The organism is Microbacterium pygmaeum (genome assembly GCF_900100885.1).
GTDB classification, from domain to species: Bacteria; Actinomycetota; Actinomycetes; order Actinomycetales; family Microbacteriaceae; genus Microbacterium; species Microbacterium pygmaeum.
In genome coordinates this window covers 606,008-622,352 of sequence record NZ_LT629692.1, presented here as the reverse complement: position 1 = coordinate 622,352, position 16,345 = coordinate 606,008, and the positions used below count along the sequence as shown (strand labels likewise).

Below are 16,345 nucleotides of genomic sequence, written 5' to 3'. Positions count from 1 at the left end.
CGGGTCAAACGGCGGGCTCGGGGTGGTCGTCTCTCGCCGAACGCTAGCGTTGTCCGGGTGACCGAGCAGATCGCCCACCCCGCAGCATCCCGTCCCGTCCGCATCGGCGTGCAGCTGGCACCACAGCATGCGACGTTTCCGCAGCTGCGGGACGCCGTCCTGCGCGCAGAGGATCTCGGCGTCGACGCGATCTTCAACTGGGACCACTTCTACCCGCTCAGTGAGCCGCTGGACGCGCCGCATTTCGAGGCGTGGACGGTGCTGGCGGCGATGGCCGAGATCACCGAACGGGTCGAGTTCGGCCCGCTCGTGAACTGCAACTCGTACCGCAACCCGGACCTGCAGGCCGACATGGCCCGTACCGTCGACCACATCAGCGCCGGAGCGGCCGGGACGGGACGCCTCATCTTCGGCACCGGATCGGGCTGGGCCGAGCGCGACTACGACGGGTACGGGTATCCGTTCGGAACCGTGGGGAGCCGACTGGACGCGCTGGCGGCCGACCTGCCCCGGATCCGGGCACGCTGGGACGAGCTCAACCCCGCCCCCACCCGGAAGATCCCGATCCTCATCGGCGGGCAGGGCGAGCGCAAGACCCTGCGCCTGGTCGCGCAGCACGCAGACATCTGGCACACGTTCGCGACGCTCGAGGATCTGCCCCGCAAGATCGGCGTCCTGCACGACTGGTGCGCGCAGGAGGACCGCGATCCCGCAGAGATCGAACTGTCCAGCGGGTTCAGCATCCGGCGCTTCGGGCCGCTGCTGGAGCCCGACGGACCGGACCGGCTGTACGCGCAGGGCGTGCGCCTGCTGATCCCGGCCCTGGACGGCCCGGACTACGACCTGTCCGAGATCGTTCCGCTCCTGCAGTGGCGCGACCGCGCGAACGGCACCGCCTGAGGCTCAGCCGTCGCGCGCCGACACCGTGTCACCGGACAGCCAGCGCAGCCACCGCGCGTCGGGATCGCCCTCGAGCACGAGCGCGCGCACCAGGAGCGTCAGTGGAATGGACAGGATCGCGCCCAGGGGTCCGATGATGAACGTCCAGAAGATCACCGAGAAGAAGCTCAGCGTGAGGCTCAGGCTCACGGCGTCGCTGACGAACTTGGGCTGTACGAGCACCTGCAGCGTGACGTTGACCACGCAGTAGATCGCGATGACGGCCAGCATGAGCGGCCACCCGCCGACCACCAGGGCCAGCAGGGCCGGCGGGATGAGGCCGATCACGAAGCCGATGTTGGGGATGAAGTTGGTCACGAAGGCCAGGATCGCCCACACCGCGGGCGCGGGAACGCCGAGCGCCCAGAGCGCGAGTCCGTCGATGATCGCCACGACTGCGCCGAAGCTCGCGTTGACGATGTAGTAGCGGCGGACGCCGGTGTTGAAGCTCTGGACCCGTCGGATCGACGTGCGCGCCGCCGCGCCGAAGGACGACTCGGCGCGCGCGTAGCGCGACCCGTCCGCCGCCATGAAGATCACGTAGGCGAGCACGAAGAAGAAGGCGGTGAGCACAGTCAGCACGGTGCCGCCGAGGGAAGCGGCGAAGCCGGCGATCGTGGAGGGCTGGAGGACGGATGCCGCGGCATCCGCCGCCTGGTCGTCCAGACCGACCGACCCGAGCCATGCCACCACGGCCTGCGCGGTCCCCTGCAGCTCGTCCGCATAGTCGGCGACGAGACGGACGAACTGCGTGCCGGCGAAGAACAGCAGGAGTGCAAGGAAGCCGAGGATCAGGTACGCGACGACGATCACGGTCGTCGTGGCGAGCCACCGCGGCCAGCCGCGCCGCTCGAGCGGATGCCGCACCGGATGACAGATGATCACGATCACCGCGGCGAGCGCCAGCGGGCCCACCAGCTCCCGGCCGAGTGAGAGCCCAGCCAGCGCGATCACTGCGGCGGCGAGCCCGATCAGGACGCGCAGCGTCGGCGAGAGGGCAGGTGCGGCGGACGGAACGGGAGGTGCGGGCGGCTTCTTCACGCCCCCGCCGCCTTGCGTTCGGCTTCCACGCGCTCTTCGGCCGTACGCAGGGCGGCGGTCAGTCGCTGGATGTCGGCCCGGCTCGCCGGCTGCGCGTCGTCGTGGCCGCGCGAGGCGCGTTCCACGACCCACGACGAGATCGTCGCGACGACCAGACCGACCAGGACGACGCCGCCGACCATGAGGGCGACCGCGGCGACGCGACCGGGGATCGTCACCGGGACGAAGTCGCCGTAGCCGACCGTGGTGACGGTGCAGAACGCCCACCAGACGGCGTCCCCGAACGAGTCGATGTCGGCGCCCGGCGCGTGGCGCTCGAACTGCAGTTCCAGCAGCGCGACGTACCAGATGAGCAGCAGCGCCGACCCGACGCCGTAGATGAGCAGGCGTGCCCGGATGCTGTTGCCCGCCGTCTTCGTGAAGGAGGCCAGTCGCGTGAACGCGTCGAGCAGGCGCACCGGGCGCAGGGCGGGGATGACCGCGGTGACCAGGTCGGCCTTGTGCGTGCGGAACCACAGGCCGCGCGGATGCGACAGGGCGAAGCGCACCAGATAGTCGACGATGAACATCACCCAGATGATCGCGATCGTCAGCGAGGTGACGGTGGCCCAGACGCCCCGCACGTCGCCGATCACATGGGCGGTGTAGGTGATCAGGAACACACCGGCGGCGACGGCCAGCGGCCAGTACGTCGCCTGCCGCCAGCGCTCGCTGCGCGCCGTCTCGCCTCGAGCCGGGTCGGGCTCGGGTGCGGGGTTCGGAGTGCTCACGTCTGCACTCTAGAACGCGATCCGGTCAGTCTCTTTCCGACCCGCTGTCCTTCTCGCCCGATTCCAGCTGCTGACGCGGCCGCCACACGACGATGTCGGTGGAGCGGCGCACCCGCCTGCCCGAGCGCAGCGTCACGACCGATCCGGTCGCACCCGCGGCGAAGACCCGGGCGCCCGGCCGGCTCTCGAGCTCGGTGCGCATCCGCGTCTCCAGGTCGCGGACGCGGACGTGCAGCTCTCGCAGGCGGTCCTCGAGTTCGATGATCCGCGCGATCGCGGGAAGGCTCATCCCGTCGGCAGACAGGCGCGCGACCTCCCTCAGCTGCTCGACGTGACGCGTCGAGTACCTGCGGGATCCGCCCTGCGTGCGCGCCGGCACGACGAGGCCGAGCCGGTCGTACTGCCGCAGCGTCTGCGGGTGCATCCCGGTCAGCTCGGCCGCCACCGCGATCGCGAAGATCGGGGCATCCTCATCGATCTCGTCGTCCGGCATGATCAGCCGCGCGCCTTCGACATCAGGTCGGCGCGCGGATTCTCCTTCGGCTCCAGCTCGTGGAACCGCTCGAGGGCCTCGCGGGCCTCCTCGTCCAGATGGGACGGAACAGCGACCTGGACCTCCGCGAGGAGATCACCGGTACCCTTGGACGTCTCGACGCCGCGGCCTTTCACCCGGAGCACGCGGCCCGACGGGGTGCCGGGGGCGACGCGGAGCTTGACCGGGTCGCCGCCGAGCGTCGGCACCTCGATGGTGGCGCCCAGCGCGGCCTCTGTGAAGGTGACAGGCACCGTGACGCGCAGGTTGAGTCCGTCTCGGACGAAGACCGGGTGCTTGCGCACGGCGACCTGCACGACGATGTCGCCCGACTCGCCGCCGTCCGGAGACGGTCGGCCGCGGCCTCGCAGCCGGATCTTCTGCCCGTCCGAGACGCCCGCCGGGATCTTCACCTTGAACGGATTGCCGTCCTCGCCCTGCAGGGTGATCGTCTCGCCCTTTGTCGCAGTGATGAAGTCGATCGTCGTCCGCGCGGTCACGTCGGCGCCGCGCTGCGGACCCCCGTAGCCGCGGAAGCCGCCGGTGGACTGCCCGAACCGGCCGGAGCCGAAGCCGCCCTGCTGCTGGTTGAACATGCTGAAGATGTCTTCGAAGTCCTGCGGGGTCTGCTGGCGACCACCGCGGCCCTGCCCGAAGGCGCTGAAGACGTCCTCGAAGCCGCCCGAGCTCTGACCGGGCGCCGTGAAGCGCGCGCCACCGGCGCCCATGGCGCGGATCTGGTCGTACTCCTTGCGCTGCTCGGTGTCCGAGAGCACCGAGTAGGCCTCGCTGATCTCCTTGAACTTCGCCTCGGCGGCGGTGTCACCCTGGTTGGAGTCGGGGTGGTACTTCCGAGCGAGCTTGCGGTAGGTCTTCTTCAGATCCGCGTCCGGGATGTCCTTGCTGACACCGAGGACTTTGTAGAAATCCTTGTCGAACCAGTCCTGGCTGGCCATACGTGCTCCTCTGGCTAGTCGGCCGGCACGGCGACGACGACCTTCGCGGGCCGCAGTTCGACGGATCCCAGGCGGTAGCCGACTTCGACGACCTCGAGGATCGTCGGCTCGGTGACGCCGGGTGTGGGCGCCTGGAAGATCGCCTCGTGCTGCTGCGGATCGAACACCTCGCCGGCGGATCCGTAGGAGGTGACCCCGAGCTTCTCGGCGACGGCGCGCACCTTGACGGCGATCGCCGAAAACGGCGTGCCGTCTTCGAGGTCGCCGTGCTTCTCGGCGCGGTCGAGGTCGTCGAGCACGGGAACCAGGCCCTTGGCGGCCTCGCCCTTGGCGCGCTCGATCTCGCGCTCGCGCTGGTCCTCGGTGCGGCGGCGGTAGTTGGCGTACTCCGCCTGCAGGCGCTTGAGGTCCAGCAGCAGCGTCGACTCGAGGTCGGCAAGCACGGCGTCTTCGGCCGCGGCGTCGGCGTTCTGGGGCGAACCCAGGATGTCATCGACCGTCAGCGCGTCGGCGGCCGCGCCGGAGCCGGCGGATTCCTCCGCCGGCTCCGGTGCGTCGGGCCCGTCGTAGCCGTACGGCTCGTCGTGGTCCTTCTTCGACATGTGTCTGTCCTACTTCTTGTCGTCTTCGTCGTCGACGACCTCGGCGTCGATGACGTCCTCTTCGGGGTTCGGCGCCTGTCCGTTGCCCGGGTCGGTCGCGTCGGGATCGGTCCCCGCGCCCGTCGGAGCGTCGCCGGCAGCCTGCGACGAGGCGTAGATGGCCTCGCCGAGCTTGCCCTGGCTGGCGTTGAGCGCGTCGAACGCGGTCTTGACCGCGTCGTCGTCCTCGCCGGCCAGCGCCGTCTTGAGCGCGTCGACGTCGGCCTGGACCGAGGTCTTGACGTCCTCGGGGAGCTTGTCGTCGTTCTCCTTGATGAGCTTGTCGATCGAGTACGCGAGCGTCTCGGCCTGGTTGCGCACCTCGGCGGACTCACGGCGCTTCTTGTCCTCGGCCGCGTTCTCCTCGGCCTCACGGACCATGCGCTCGATGTCCTCCTTGGGCAGCGACGAGCCGCCGGTGATGGTCATCGACTGCTCCTTGCCGGTGCCCTTGTCCTTCGCGGAGACGTTCACGATGCCGTTCGCGTCGATGTCGAAGGTGACCTCCACCTGCGGGATGCCGCGGGGAGCCGGGGCGATGCCGGTGAGCTCGAAGGTGCCGAGCGGCTTGTTGTCGCGCGTGAAGTCGCGCTCGCCCTGGAAGACCTGGATCGCGACCGACGGCTGGTTGTCGTCGGCGGTCGTGAAGGTCTCGCTGCGCTTGGTGGGGATGGCGGTGTTGCGCTCGATGAGCTTCGTCATGATGCCGCCCTTGGTCTCGATGCCGAGGCTCAGGGGGGTGACGTCGATCAGGAGCACGTCCTTGCGCTCGCCCTTGAGGACGCCGGCCTGGAGGGCGGCGCCGACGGCGACGACCTCATCCGGGTTGACGCCCTTATTGGCCTCCTTGCCGGCCTCCTGCTTGACCAGCTCGGCGACGGCGGGCATGCGGGTGGAACCACCCACGAGCACGACGTGGTCGATGTCGCTGACCTTGATGCCGGCTTCGCGGATGACGTCCTCGAACGGCTTCTTGGTGCGATCCAGCAGATCCTTGGTGAGGTCCTCGAACTTGGCGCGCGTGATCGTCTCGGAGAGCGAGACCGGGCCGCTGTCGGTGAGCGACAGGTAGGGCAGGTTCACGCTGGTGGACATCGAGGAGCTGAGTTCCTTCTTCGCCTGCTCCGCAGCCTCCTTGAGGCGCTGCAGGGCGATCTTGTCACCCGACACGTCGACGCCGGTGGTGTCCTTGAACTGCTTGATGAAGTAGTCGACGAGTCGCTGGTCCCAGTCGTCACCGCCGAGGCGGTTGTCGCCGGCAGTGGAGCGCACCTGGATCGTCGAGAAGTCGTCGTCCTTGCCCACCTCCAGCAGCGAGACGTCGAACGTTCCACCACCGAGGTCGAAGACGAGGATGAGCTCGTCCTCCTTGCCGCGGTCCAGGCCGTAGGCCAGCGCAGCAGCGGTGGGCTCGTTGATGATGCGCAGGACGTTCAGGCCCGCGATCTCGCCGGCTTCCTTCGTCGCGTGGCGCTCGGCGTCATTGAAGTACGCGGGGACGGTGATGACGGCATCCGTCACCGAGTCGCCCAGGTACTCCTCGGCGTCGCGCTTGAGCTTGGCGAGGATGCGCGCCGAGATCTCCTGCGGCGTGTACTTCTTGCCGTCGACGTCGAACTTCCAGTCCGTGCCCATGTGGCGCTTGACCGAAGAGACGGTGCGGTCGACGTTGGTGACGGCCTGGCGCTTCGCGGTCTCGCCGACGAGCACCTCGCCGTCCTTCGTGTAGGCGACGACCGACGGAGTCGTGCGGAAACCCTCGGCGTTCGCGATGACCTTGGGCTCGCCGCCCTCCAGGACGCTGACGACGGAGTTGGTGGTACCGAGGTCGATTCCAACAGCACGTGGCATTGCTTCTCCTTTGTTGAAAGTGTGTGGGTCGGATCAACCGAGGTTGAGCCGAGATGACTCAACCCTATCGAAGGCGCGGTGAGCATGTCAAATGAACTTGATATGAACTGGCTCAGGTTTCTCTTCGCTGTGGGCGAGCGTCTGCAGCAGCACCACGAGCAGGCCCAGCACGACGAGCTGCCGTGATGCCCAGTACGCCCAGCACGAGCAGAAGCGCCGAATGGGCCGGGGTGGGATGATCGCTCACCGTGGCCACCAGGACGATCGCGAGGCCGGTGAAGGTCGCGTAGATGCGCTCCTTGAAATACAACACGACCGAATCGGCGTTCGCGCCGAGGTCCTTCATGCGCGCAGCGCGTCGCGCGGTTCGGCCGCGCGGGACCCCGGTCGCAGCATCCGCTTCGCTCATCGGCCCTCTTCCGCAGGTTCTGCCCGTGAGCCTATCCGGCGGGCCATCATGGCTTCATGGCACTGCCCTGGGACTTCCGGCCGCTGCACGGCGAGCGCGTGACGCTCGACCTGCTGTGCGAGGACGACTTCGAGCCGCTCTACGAGATGCAGTCCGACCCCGAGGTGTGCCGGTTCCTGCTCTACGAGCCGCGCTCGCGCGAGAAGGTGGCGGAGGTGCTCGCCCGGGATGCCGGAGCCGGGCGTCTGGACAAGCCCGACGACTTCGTCCAGCCCGCCATCCGTGACGAGGACGGCCGGTTCGTCGGCACCATGTACTTCCACCTGCAGAGTGTCGAGGATCGCACCGCCGAGATCGGCTGGATCCTGCATCCGTCCGCCGTCGGAAAGGGGTACGCGACCGAGGCTGCGCGGCTGCTGCTCGATGTCGCGTTCGACGAGATCGGCCTGCACCGGGTGTACGCGGAGCTCGATCCGCGCAACGACGCGTCCGTGGCGATGTGCCTTCGGCTCGGGATGCGTCACGAGGCGCACTTCGTCGAGCACATGTGGCTGAAGGACGAGTGGAGCGACACCGGGATCTACGCGATCCTCGAACGCGAGTGGCGCGGCGCCACTTCTCGTTCACCCAACGGACCTAGCGTTACGGCATGAGCGAACCCGACGCCTCGCAGCCACCTGCGGAGCCGCTGCTGAACACCGCGGCCCTGCGCACCGATGAGGTCGATGCGACACCGGTCCCCCGCAAACAGGTCGTGTCGTGGGCGTTCTGGGACTGGGCGACGCAGCCCTTCAACTCCGTCATCCTGACCTTCGTCTTCGTCTCGCTCTACCTCGTCTCGGACAGCTTCCTGCCGGCCGGCGTCGCCGCGCAGAACGCGGACGGCACGATCGAGTGCTCCAACGCCGTCGACGCCGCCACCGGGTACTGCCGCGGTCTTGCCGATCTGGCGAGCTGGTACGGGTGGGTGGCGTTCGCCGCCGGCATCCTGATCCTGCTGCTGGCTCCCGTGCTCGGCCAGCGCGCCGACGCGCAGGGCAACAAGAAGAAGTGGGTCATCGGCGGGACCGTCGTGCTGGCGCTGCTGCAGTTCGGGCTGTTCTTCGTCTACGCCGAACCGGCGTTCTTCTGGGTCGGCGCGGCGATCGTCGCCCTCGGGTCGGTGGCCTCCGAGATCGCCGGCGTCAACTACAACGCCATGCTCGTGCAGGTCTCGACGCCGAAGACGATCGGGCGCGTGAGTGGACTCGGCTGGGGCCTCGGCTACATCGGGGGCATTCTCGCGCTGGTCATCGTCGTCCTCCTGAATCAGTTCGAGTGGTTCGGCCTGGACGTCTCGGGCGGACTCGCGTACCGCCTGATCGCGGTCGGCGCCGCGGTCTGGACGATCGTGTTCGCCCTGCCCTTCGTCCTCAATGTGCCCGAGGCCGCCGCGCGGCTCGACCGCCCAAAGGTCGGCTTCTTCGAGAGCTACGTGGTGCTGGTGGGGGACATCGTCTCGCTGTACCGCAATCACCGGTCGACGTTCTGGTTCCTGATCTCCAGCGCCGTCTACCGCGACGGGCTCGCCGGCGTCTTCGCGTTCGGCGGCGTGCTGGCCGCGGCCGCCTTCGGGTTCACCCCGAACGAGGTGATCATCTTCGGGATCGCGCTGAACCTGGTCGCCGGGATCTCGACGATCGCCGCGGGCCGGCTCGATGACCGCTTCGGCGCGCGGGCCGTGATCATCGCGGCTCTGTCGATCCTGATCGTCTCGGCGCTGTTCGTCTTCTTCTTCCACGAGGGCGGCAAGACCGTCTTCTGGATCGGCGGGATCGTCCTGTCGGCCGCAGTCGGCCCGGCTCAGGCATCCAGTCGCTCGCTCCTGGCCCGCGTGACGCCCCACACCATGCAGGGCGAGGTGTTCGGGCTCTATGCCACCACCGGACGGGCGATGAGCTTCCTCTCCCCATTGCTGTGGGCGCTGTTCATCGGATGGTTCGGGGCGACCTACTTCGGCATCCTCGGGATTACGATCATCCTGGCGATCGGCCTCGGTCTGCTGCTGGTCGTGAAGCTGCCCAAGCACCAGCGGATCTGATTCCAAGAATTTCCTGCGGATGCTGTCGATCCGACGATCCCGCTGCGTCATGACTGCGAGAGACGGGGAGCGTCCCCGTCCGAACGCAGTCCGATGCGCATCGGCCACGACCTGACGGTTCCGGTCGTCGTGGCTGTCATCATCGGACTGTTCGGCAATCAGAGGGGGAAATCATGGAGTACATGCTGATCATCGGGGCTGACGAGTCGAACCCCGCACCCGGTCCGGGCGAACCCGGTCTCGAGGAGGCGATGGGCGCCTGGACGGCCTACACACGCGGACTGTTCGAGCGGGGCGTGTTCATCAGCGGTGGCAGTCTGCAGCCCAGCGCCACCGCCACCACCGTGCGTCGTGCGTACGGCGCCGAACCGGCGATCATCGACGGACCGTTCGCCGAGACCAAGGAGCAGCTCGCCGGGTTCTACGTCGTCCGTGCCGCGGATCTCGACGAGGCGCTCGCCCTGGCCACCGAACTGCCGATCCCGGCGGGGTCCGTCGAGGTGCGACCCATCGCGATGCGCCCGGATGAGACCGGCGCACCGCGCCTCGTCTCCTGACGGACCCGACGGCTCTGCGCACCGACCCGGCCGTCTCGGCCGCCATCACCAGCCTCGCTCGCGAGGACGGCGGGCACCTGCTCGCCATCCTCGCGGCGCGGTTCGGCGACCTCGACTTGGCCGATGAGAGCGTGCAGGACGCGCTCGTCCAGGCGGTGGAGACGTGGGGCGCCGAAGGGATCCCCGCCAACCCGGCCGGATGGCTCTACACGGTGGCCCGCAACCGTGCCATCGACCGGCTGCGGCGGGCTGCGGCATCCGCTCGTCGCCTCACCGCCGCGGCACCCGAACTCGTCCGTGAACCCGGAGCGCCTGAGGAGGTGCCGATCGTGGAACATCCGGAGGTCGGCGACGAGCAGCTGCGCCTCATGCTGCTGTGCTGCCACCCGGCCCTGCACCGCGGGCGGTCTGGCGCGCGCGCTTCGCGCTGTCGCGCGCGCCCCGGGCGCTTCGCGCTGTCGCGCGGCACATTCCTGTTCGCGCGGCACAGAACGACGCCGCGCGGACAGGAAACAGGCGCGCGCGTGCGGGTCGCCGGCCCAGCGGGGTCGGCCCAGCGGGCCCGCCGGCCCAGCGGGGCCGTCCGGCTCAGCGGGGCCAGGCGTCGGCGAGCTTGGTGAGCAGCCGCGCCAGGTCGGCGCGCTCCTGGTCGGTGAAGGTGCTCAGCGCGGTGTCGATCGCGTCGCGACGCTCGCCACGGAATCCGCGGACGATGCTCCGCCCGGCGTCGGTGAGTGCGACGCGCGTGCGCCGCGCGTCGTCCGGATCGGCTTCGCGACGGACGAGTCCCGTCTCGACGCCCTGCTGGACGAGGCGTGACGCCCGCGGCTGGTCGACGCCGACGGCCTCGGCGATCTCTCCCACGCTGAGCGGGTGGGATGCCGCGGCCAGAGCCTCCAGCAGCCGGAGCCGCGCGGGGCCGCCGAGGCGCGCGCCGGCGAGCCACGGCGGCGGGCCACCGCGACCGCGCGACGCGTCTCCCGGGTCGCGCGAGTGGCCGCCGTGATCGGGCCGGCCGCCGTGCCCGTGCATGCCGTGCGGGCCGCGTCCCCAGGGTCCCGCTGCACCCTCGGGCATCACGCCATCGGCCCACGGCGGCCGCGGCATCCGGCGTCCGCGCAGCCTCGCCAGTGCGGCGGCAATCGCGTCGGTCGGGTCGTTCGGAGTGTCGGCCATATCTCGAATTTACATGCGACTTGACATGATTCACATTCATATGTCACACTACATGTACATGCAAAACGACATGGAAGAATCGGCGGCCCCGCGATCTGATACCGCGGCACCGCCCCGAAAGGATTCACAATGACCACCGAAGACAACACACACGCAGAAAACCCGCCCACCTCCGACCCGAAGCCGCTCGGCTTCTGGCTGCGCACGGTCGACGCGCTCCTTTCGCAGGAGTTCGCGACCGCCTTCGACGGCACCGGCACGAGCCGCCGCGACTGGATGATCCTCAACATCCTGTCCGGAGACGTCGACGCCGCGGGCTTCGCCGAGCGTCTGGCCCGCAAGGGCAAGCGCCTTGGAGGCCTGGCCGAGCGCGGCTGGGTCGAGCAGCAGGGCGACGGCACCTGGACGATCACCGAAGAGGGTCGCGCCGCACAGGCACGGCTCGGCGAGCTCGTCGAGGGTATCCGCTCGCGGGTCGCCGGCGCGGTCTCGCCCGAGGACTTCGCGACCACCCTCGCCTCGCTCGAGGCGATCGCCCGCGAACTCGGCTGGGACGAGAATGCACCGAAGGTGCGCCGAGGGTTCCGTTCGGGCTTCGGCCCGGGATTCGGACCCTGGCGCGGCCGCGGCGGTCTCCCCGGACGTGAGGGCTTCCCCGGGCGTGGGGGCTTCCCCGGTCGCGGGGGCTTCCCCGGCGACACCGGGTTCGGCCCGGAGGCCGGCGGCGAGGCACCCGAGCCCGCCGACGGAGAGATCCGCGATGGCTACGGCCACAACCGTCACCACGGCTTCCGTCCGGGCTTCGGCCCCGTCGGACCCGAATTCCTGGGACGCCCCGAGGACGGCTTCGATCCGCGCACCGCGTCTGCGGCGTGCGGTTCCGGACACGGGTTCGGCCCGCGCGGCGGGCACCGTGGCTTCGAGCACGGGCACCGTAGCGAGCGCCGCGGCGCGGAACGCGCCTACGAGCGCGGCTTCGACGCGGGTTTCGCCCGCGGGAGCGCCGCGAGCCCGGCATCCGACGCCGTCTGATCGCTCAGACGAACAGAGAGGGCGCGATCCGATGGGATCGCGCCCTCTCCGCGCCTGTTCCGGCGGTCCGCCGGGGCGACGTGTGTCATAACTCCTCCTGGCATGACCGCCTCAGCGAGCCGACCCGCGGATTCCCGCAGGTCGCACTCCGAGCCGCCAGGCGCGAGGAGGAGTTGGTGCACATCCGGCCGTCGGGAACCGGTTCCGATACCCGCGGCCTACCCGAATCGGCCGCCGCGCACGGGCCGCCGCGAACCGGCACCGCGGCACACCACAAACCCCGTCGGAGCCGCCGAGCGTCGCCGCTACTGCCCGCGCGACCCCGCGTCGGAGGTGCCGACGTCGGTGCGGTGGAAGTTCACGAACGAGCGGGAGGCCGTCGGGCCGCGCTGGCCCTGGTAGCGGTTGCCGTACGGCCCGGAGCCGTAAGGGTTCTCGGTCGGCGACGACAGCCGGAAGTAGCAGACCTGCCCGATCTTCATGCCCGGCCAGAGCTTGATCGGCAGCGTCGCGACGTTCGAGAGCTCCAGCGTAACGTGCCCGGAGAACCCTGGGTCGATGAAGCCGGCCGTCGAATGCGTCAGCAGCCCGAGGCGGCCGAGCGAGGACTTGCCCTCGAGCCGCGCGGCGATGTCGTCGGGGAGCGAGATGAGCTCGAACGTGCTGCCCAGCACGAACTCGCCGGGGTGCAGGATGAACGGCTCATCCGGCGCGACCTCGATGAGGTGCGTGAGTTCAGGCTGGTCCTCGGCCGGATCGATGAACGGGTACTTATGGTTGTCGAAGAGCCGGAAGTACCGGTCGAGCCGCACGTCGACGCTCGACGGCTGCACCATCTCGGGGTCCCACGGGTCCAGGCCGATCCTGCCGGCGTCGAGCTCGAGGCGGATGTCACGATCGGAGAGCAGCACGCGGCCAGCCTACCGAGGGCGGGCGAGCGGATGCCGCGGCGAGGTCGTCTCGTCGAGGCATCCGCTCGCCCTTTGTTATGCTGGCCTCATGCCCTCCGGGGCGCTGTGGGGATGTAGTTCAATGGCAGAACTTCAGCTTCCCAAGCTGATAGCGCGGGTTCGATTCCCGTCATCCCCTCCATCCGACCCGTCACGCGGTCGACAGGTCGCACAGTGCTCGATCCGACGAAGGACGATGACATGCACACGACGGTCTTCGAACGCAACGCTCCGAGCGACGGCGTCATCCGTGAAAGTCTGGCCGGCTCGCGCAACGGCGTCTACTGGCTCGATGGTCTCGACACGCCTGCGCATCCGACCCTGACCGGTGATCACGCCGCAGACCTCGTGATCGTCGGCGGCGGCTACACCGGCCTGTGGACCGCGCTGCGAGCCAAGGAGCGCGACCCGGACCGCAGCGTCGTCGTGATCGAGGCGCGCACCGTCGGCTGGGCGGCGTCCGGGCGAAACGGCGGGTTCTGCGAATCCAGCCTGACCCACGGCTACGAGAACGGTCTGCGCCGTTGGCCCGACGAGCTCGCGCAGCTGGAGCGCCTGGGTCACCAGAACCTCGACGAGATCGGGCGGACCGTGCAGCGCTACGGCCTGGACGCGGAGTTCGAGCGCACCGGCACCCTGTCCGTCGCGGTCGAACCGCACCAGCTGGCGTGGCTGGCCGAGGAGGAAGGCATGTTGGATGCCGCGGCCACCCGCGCTCTCGTCGACTCGCCCACCTACCTCGGCGGAGCATGGGAGCGCGAGAGCACCGCGCTGGTGCACCCAGCGAAGCTGGCACTGGAGCTGGCTCGGGCAGCGGCCGAACTGGGCGTCGAGATCTTCGAGCACTCCCGGGTGACGGGCATCGATCCGGGCCCGGTCGTGCGGACGCCCGCGGGATCGGTGCGGACGCGGCACGTCGCGCTGGCCACGAACGTGTTCCCGTCGCTGCTGGCGCGCAACACCCTCATGACCGTCCCGGTCTACGACTACGTGCTGATGACCGAGCCGCTCACCTCCGAGCAGCGCGCCTCGATCGGGTGGGAGGGCCGTCAGGGCGTTGCCGACTTGGCCAACCAGTTCCACTACTACCGCCAGAGCGCCGACGGACGGATCCTCTTCGGCGGCTACGACGCGGTGTACCACCCCGGCCGCAAGGTGCGCGCCGCCTACGAAGAGCGACCCCAGTCGTTCCGCACGCTGGCGAGCCACTTCTTCACGACCTTCCCGCAGCTGGCGGGTCTGCGCTTCTCGCACCGCTGGGCCGGAGCGATCGACTCGTGCTCGCGGTTCTGCGCGTTCTACGGCACCGCGCGCAAGGGCACGGTCGCCTACGCGGCCGGCTTCACCGGGCTCGGCGTGGGTGCGTCGCGGTTCGGCGCCGACGTGATGCTGGACCTGCTGTCGGGCGAGAAGACCGAGCGCACCGAGCTGCAGATGGTCCGCGAGCGACCGCTGCCGTTCCCGCCCGAACCGGCGACCTCGATCGGCGTCAACCTCGTGCGGTGGTCGATGGATCGCGCCGACCACAACGAAGGCCGCCGCAACCTGCTGCTGAAGACGCTCGACGCGGTCGGCATGGGATTCGACTCATAGCTCCTCGCGATGGAACTCAGTTCCACGTACACTGAACCTCGGTCTCATTTCCGCCGCGAGCCGAGGAGCACGCCATGGCCGATTCATCCCGCTACGTCCCGCCCGTCGCGGACTACACGTTCCTGCTCGGCGAGGCCTTCGGTCTCGACCTGGTCGAGCGGGCCACCGGCGGCGAGCTCACCGCTGACGACGCGACCGACATCCTGACGGCGGCCGGCGAGTTCGCGGCATCCGTCCTGGCTCCGCTGGAGGCGGTCGGTGATCGGATCGGCGCCCGCTTCGACGATGGCGAGGTCCGGATGCCGGAGGGATACGCCGACGCGTACCGGGCGTTCGTCGAGGCCGGGTGGGTCACCGCCGAGGCGCCGGTGTCGGCGGGCGGCGACGGCCTCCCCGGTGCCGTGCGCGCCGGGCTCGGCGAGATGTGGAACGGATCCAATGCGGCGTTCGCCCTGTGCTGGCTGCTGACAGCCGGCCAGATCCACGCGCTGGATGCCGCCGCATCCGACGAGCTGCGCGAGACGTACCTCGCGAAACTGGTCTCGGGCGAGTGGACGGGCACGATGAACCTCACCGAGCCCGAGGCCGGCACCGACCTCGGCGCGATCCGCACGGTCGCGACCCCGCGCGACCCCGCCGATCCGAACGGCGCCTGGGCGATCCGCGGCCAGAAGATCTTCATCACCTGGGGCGATCACGACGTCGCCGAGAACATCGTGCACCTGGTGCTCGCGCGCACCCCCGACGCCCCGGCCGGCGCCAAGGGACTCTCGCTGTTCGTCGCGCCGAAATTCCTCCCCGGTCCAAGCGGCGCCCCCGGCGAGCGCAACGCGATCACGACCGTCTCGATCGAGCACAAGCTCGGCATCCACGGCAGCCCGACCTGCGTGCTCTCGTACGAGGATGCCACCGGCTACCTCGTCGGCGAGGTCGGCGGCGGCCTTGCCGGCATGTTCGTCATGATGAACTCCGCGCGCGCCGGGATGGGCTTCCAGGCCACCGGCATCGCCGATCGTGCGTACCAGGCCGCTGCCGCCTACGCCGGCGACCGCACGCAGGGCACGGTACTCGACCGCCCGGTGGGCGCGGCCATCTCGGAGCACCCCGACGTCCGCCGTCTGCTGCTGTCCGCCTCGAGCCAGATCTTCGCGATGCGCGCCCTGGGCGTGTACGTCGGGGACCTGCTCGACCGTGCCGACCGCGACCCCGCGCTCACCAAGGCGGCGGAGTTCTTCGTGCCGATCCTCAAGGGCTGGACCACCGAGGACGCGGTGCAGGTCACCAGCGAGGCCCTCCAGGTCTACGGCGGCATAGGCTACATCGAGGAGACGGGCGCCGCGCAGCACTACCGTGACGTGCGCATCACCACGATCTACGAGGGAACGACGGCGATCCAGTCCAACGACCTGGTCGGGCGCAAGGTCATCCGAGACGGCGGTTCCACCGTCGAGCAGCTGTTCGGGCAGATCGATGAGACGATCGCCGACCTGCGGGCCGCCGGCGACCCCGTCGCGACCCGCGCCGCCGACCGGCTGGAGCGTTCGGTCGCGGCATCCCGTCGCGCGACCGCCGACCTGATCGCCTTCGCGGGCGCACTCCGCGACGTGCACGCGGTCAGCGTGCCGTACCTGATGCTGCTCGGAACACTGGCCGGAGGATGGATGCACGGGCTCGCCGTGACGGCGGTGCTGCGGCATCCGTCCCTCACCGACGCGGATCGCGAGCGTCTCACGTCGGCCGACTTCTACGGCGCGCATCACCTGCCGAGGGTGCACGCACTGGCCGAGACCATCGCGAGCGGTGAGATCGCCTGACGCG

General features: G+C 69.6%; 17 protein-coding genes and 1 tRNA gene. 9 read left to right on the top strand and 9 right to left on the bottom strand.

The window, feature by feature from the left end:
• Positions 1–57 precede the first annotated feature (57 nt).
• A complete protein-coding gene (locus tag BLT19_RS02865) occupies positions 58–900 on the top strand; it encodes an LLM class F420-dependent oxidoreductase (RefSeq protein WP_091485980.1) in 843 nt (280 codons plus the stop codon).
• Between the two features lie 3 nt (positions 901–903).
• On the opposite strand, the gene BLT19_RS02860 is transcribed toward BLT19_RS02865, so the two are convergent.
• The 7 genes from BLT19_RS02860 to BLT19_RS02830 form a co-directional block, all read right to left on the bottom strand.
• Entirely contained in the window at positions 904–1,980 is a 1,077-nt protein-coding gene (locus tag BLT19_RS02860) for an AI-2E family transporter (protein WP_091485977.1), read from the bottom strand.
• Positions 1,977–2,750, bottom strand: a complete 774-nt coding sequence (locus tag BLT19_RS02855) for a potassium channel family protein (RefSeq protein WP_091485974.1) — start codon at positions 2,748–2,750, stop codon at positions 1,977–1,979. The genes BLT19_RS02860 and BLT19_RS02855 overlap by 4 nt, the downstream gene beginning before the upstream one ends.
• 25 nt (positions 2,751–2,775) lie before the next feature.
• Positions 2,776–3,243, bottom strand: coding sequence for a heat shock protein transcriptional repressor HspR (locus BLT19_RS02850; protein ID WP_091485971.1), 468 nt, complete (start codon positions 3,241–3,243; stop codon positions 2,776–2,778).
• A gap of 2 nt (positions 3,244–3,245) precedes the next feature.
• A complete protein-coding gene (locus BLT19_RS02845; protein ID WP_091485967.1) occupies positions 3,246–4,238 on the bottom strand; it encodes a DnaJ C-terminal domain-containing protein in 993 nt (330 codons plus the stop codon).
• Between the two features lie 14 nt (positions 4,239–4,252).
• The gene (locus tag BLT19_RS02840; RefSeq protein WP_091485963.1) at positions 4,253–4,840 is read right to left on the bottom strand and encodes a nucleotide exchange factor GrpE; all 588 of its coding nucleotides are present in this window, start codon (positions 4,838–4,840) and stop codon (positions 4,253–4,255) included.
• A 9-nt stretch (positions 4,841–4,849) separates the two neighbouring features.
• Entirely contained in the window at positions 4,850–6,730 is a 1,881-nt protein-coding gene (gene dnaK / locus BLT19_RS02835) for a molecular chaperone DnaK (protein WP_091485960.1), read from the bottom strand.
• A 112-nt stretch (positions 6,731–6,842) separates the two neighbouring features.
• Complete coding sequence (locus tag BLT19_RS02830; protein WP_157681736.1) at positions 6,843–7,076, bottom strand: hypothetical protein; 234 nt, start codon at positions 7,074–7,076, stop codon at positions 6,843–6,845.
• Positions 7,077–7,195: 119 nt separating this feature from the next.
• Here BLT19_RS02830 and BLT19_RS02825 point away from each other — a divergent pair, with 119 nt between their 5' ends.
• From BLT19_RS02825 to BLT19_RS02810, 4 genes are all read left to right on the top strand, one after another.
• The gene (locus BLT19_RS02825) at positions 7,196–7,792 is read left to right on the top strand and encodes a GNAT family N-acetyltransferase (RefSeq protein ID WP_091485950.1); all 597 of its coding nucleotides are present in this window, start codon (positions 7,196–7,198) and stop codon (positions 7,790–7,792) included.
• On the top strand, positions 7,789–9,219 hold the full coding sequence (locus tag BLT19_RS02820; protein WP_091485946.1) for an MFS transporter: 1,431 nt from the start codon (positions 7,789–7,791) through the stop codon (positions 9,217–9,219). Before BLT19_RS02825 ends, BLT19_RS02820 begins: the two co-directional genes overlap by 4 nt.
• Positions 9,220–9,392: 173 nt before the next feature.
• Positions 9,393–9,776, top strand: coding sequence for a YciI family protein (locus BLT19_RS02815; RefSeq protein ID WP_091485941.1), 384 nt, complete (start codon positions 9,393–9,395; stop codon positions 9,774–9,776).
• The gene (locus BLT19_RS02810; protein ID WP_331710716.1) at positions 9,773–10,396 is read left to right on the top strand and encodes a sigma factor; all 624 of its coding nucleotides are present in this window, start codon (positions 9,773–9,775) and stop codon (positions 10,394–10,396) included. Before BLT19_RS02815 ends, BLT19_RS02810 begins: the two co-directional genes overlap by 4 nt.
• Here the strand turns inward: BLT19_RS02810 and BLT19_RS02805 are convergent.
• The gene (locus BLT19_RS02805; RefSeq protein WP_231917758.1) at positions 10,365–10,952 is read right to left on the bottom strand and encodes a MarR family winged helix-turn-helix transcriptional regulator; all 588 of its coding nucleotides are present in this window, start codon (positions 10,950–10,952) and stop codon (positions 10,365–10,367) included. The genes BLT19_RS02810 and BLT19_RS02805 overlap by 32 nt on opposite strands.
• Before the next feature lie 129 nt (positions 10,953–11,081).
• Between BLT19_RS02805 and BLT19_RS02800 the strand changes: the two genes are divergently transcribed.
• Positions 11,082–11,984, top strand: a complete 903-nt coding sequence (locus BLT19_RS02800) for a MarR family winged helix-turn-helix transcriptional regulator (RefSeq protein ID WP_091485932.1) — start codon at positions 11,082–11,084, stop codon at positions 11,982–11,984.
• Between the two features lie 305 nt (positions 11,985–12,289).
• Here the strand turns inward: BLT19_RS02800 and dcd are convergent, their stop codons facing one another.
• On the bottom strand, positions 12,290–12,895 hold the full coding sequence (gene dcd / locus BLT19_RS02795) for a dCTP deaminase (protein WP_091485928.1): 606 nt from the start codon (positions 12,893–12,895) through the stop codon (positions 12,290–12,292).
• Between the two features lie 107 nt (positions 12,896–13,002).
• On the opposite strand from dcd, the gene BLT19_RS02790 reads away from it, so the two are divergent.
• From BLT19_RS02790 to BLT19_RS02780, 3 genes are all read left to right on the top strand, one after another.
• Positions 13,003–13,076 (top strand) — tRNA-Gly (locus tag BLT19_RS02790).
• Between the two features lie 59 nt (positions 13,077–13,135).
• Positions 13,136–14,527 (top strand): NAD(P)/FAD-dependent oxidoreductase, encoded by a 1,392-nt coding sequence (locus BLT19_RS02785; RefSeq protein WP_091493176.1) that lies wholly within the window; start codon positions 13,136–13,138, stop codon positions 14,525–14,527.
• Between the two features lie 74 nt (positions 14,528–14,601).
• On the top strand, positions 14,602–16,341 hold the full coding sequence (locus tag BLT19_RS02780) for an acyl-CoA dehydrogenase (protein ID WP_091485923.1): 1,740 nt from the start codon (positions 14,602–14,604) through the stop codon (positions 16,339–16,341).
• The last annotated feature ends 4 nt before the right edge of the window (positions 16,342–16,345 follow it).

Excerpts from the sequence above, each read along its gene's own strand:
- BLT19_RS02825 (WP_091485950.1), top strand. The coding sequence starts at position 7,196 with ATGGCACTGCCCTGGGACTTCCGGCCGCTGCACGGCGAGCGCGTGACG.
- dnaK (WP_091485960.1), bottom strand. The coding sequence starts at position 6,730 with ATGCCACGTGCTGTTGGAATCGACCTCGGTACCACCAACTCCGTCGTC.
- BLT19_RS02845 (WP_091485967.1), bottom strand. The coding sequence starts at position 4,238 with ATGGCCAGCCAGGACTGGTTCGACAAGGATTTCTACAAAGTCCTCGGT.
- BLT19_RS02805 (WP_231917758.1), bottom strand. The coding sequence starts at position 10,952 with ATGGCCGACACTCCGAACGACCCGACCGACGCGATTGCCGCCGCACTG.
- BLT19_RS02785 (WP_091493176.1), top strand. The coding sequence starts at position 13,136 with ATGCACACGACGGTCTTCGAACGCAACGCTCCGAGCGACGGCGTCATC.
- BLT19_RS02840 (WP_091485963.1), bottom strand. The coding sequence starts at position 4,840 with ATGTCGAAGAAGGACCACGACGAGCCGTACGGCTACGACGGGCCCGAC.
- BLT19_RS02780 (WP_091485923.1), top strand. The coding sequence starts at position 14,602 with ATGGCCGATTCATCCCGCTACGTCCCGCCCGTCGCGGACTACACGTTC.
- BLT19_RS02820 (WP_091485946.1), top strand. The coding sequence starts at position 7,789 with ATGAGCGAACCCGACGCCTCGCAGCCACCTGCGGAGCCGCTGCTGAAC.
- BLT19_RS02800 (WP_091485932.1), top strand. The coding sequence starts at position 11,082 with ATGACCACCGAAGACAACACACACGCAGAAAACCCGCCCACCTCCGAC.
- BLT19_RS02850 (WP_091485971.1), bottom strand. The coding sequence starts at position 3,243 with ATGCCGGACGACGAGATCGATGAGGATGCCCCGATCTTCGCGATCGCG.
- BLT19_RS02830 (WP_157681736.1), bottom strand. The coding sequence starts at position 7,076 with ATGAAGGACCTCGGCGCGAACGCCGATTCGGTCGTGTTGTATTTCAAG.
- BLT19_RS02815 (WP_091485941.1), top strand. The coding sequence starts at position 9,393 with ATGGAGTACATGCTGATCATCGGGGCTGACGAGTCGAACCCCGCACCC.